At 28.1% G+C, this 1,297-nt stretch carries 1 protein-coding gene; it reads right to left on the bottom strand.

What is annotated here, in order from left to right; all coding sequences use genetic code 11:
* Positions 1-138: 138 nt before the first annotated feature.
* A complete protein-coding gene (locus ACY1IQ_RS21110; RefSeq protein ID WP_461615545.1) occupies positions 139-1,008 on the bottom strand; it encodes a methionyl aminopeptidase in 870 nt (289 codons plus the stop codon).
* Positions 1,009-1,297 lie beyond the last annotated feature (289 nt).

Below are 1,297 nucleotides of genomic sequence, written 5' to 3'. Positions count from 1 at the left end.
ATTTAGTTATTTTAAATATTAAATATAAGGTTTAAATCATATATTTTAAAATAATAAAAATCTACAAACACTAATACATTTTCATATTAGTGTGTAGATTTTTTACTTATTATCATATGAAGATAAATTTAATAAACTTTATTTACTAAGTATCTCTATTCCATATTCTGTTACTAATATTGTGTGTTCCCATTGTGAAGAAAGTGATCCATCTTCTGTGAATACTGTCCAATCATCATCAGAATCTATTACTATTTCATAAGAACCAGCATTTATCATAGGCTCTATGGTAAATACCATACCGGGTACTAAAATCATGCCTTGACCTTTTTTGCCATAATGAGCTACAAAAGGTTCCTCATGAAATTCAAGTCCAATACCATGACCACCAAAATCTTTTACTACAGAGTAACCATGCTTTTCTGCATGTTCTTGAACTGCTGCACCTATATCACCTAAAAATCCCCAAGGTTTTACTGCTTCTATACCTTTATATAGGCATTCCTTTGAAACTTCCACTAGTTTTTTTGCTTCCTCACTTGCTTCGCCAATGATGAACATCCTTGAAGCATCTGAATAATATCCATCTAGTATTGTAGACACATCTATATTTATTATATCTCCATTTTTAAGAGTTATATGTTCACTAGGAATACCATGACATACTTCATCATTTATTGAGGTACATAAACTTTTAGGATATCCTTCAAAATTTAGAGTTGCTGGAATTGCTCCTTGAGATACGGTATAGTCATGAACTAATTTATCAATTTCCTCAGTACTCATACCTTCTTTTATATTTTTACCAACTAAGTCCAATACAGCATTATTAATTTTGGCACTTTTTTTTATACCTTCAATTTGTTCTTTAGTTTTAATAATACTTCTTGGTGGAGTTTGAAATCCCTGTGATTTTAGAGCATCTAATTTATTATCAAATTCAATATGACATTTTTTATATTTTAATCCGCTGCCGCACCAGCATAAATCATTTCTATTTAAATTCATACAATCTCTCCTAACTTTGTATATTTTGTAACAGTATATCTAACTACGCCTTTACTACTATTTAAATTATACTGCTATAGTTGTGATTTTAAAATACGATTTAATTAAAATAATAATTATTCTCATAATATAAATTATATGCAAAAACCTACAAATAAATAGAACTTTCAGCATGAATATAATTTATACAATTGATAATTGACAATTGACGATGGAGAACTATTGATACTTATCTTTTATAAGAGAAGTTTTCAATAGATTTATTTTTGAAATGACGCAGTCACTTTTA

Source organism: Clostridium sp. Marseille-QA1073 (assembly GCF_054863625.1).
The sequence above is the reverse complement of the archived record's forward strand: the minus strand, read 5'-3'. Positions and strand labels throughout refer to the sequence as shown.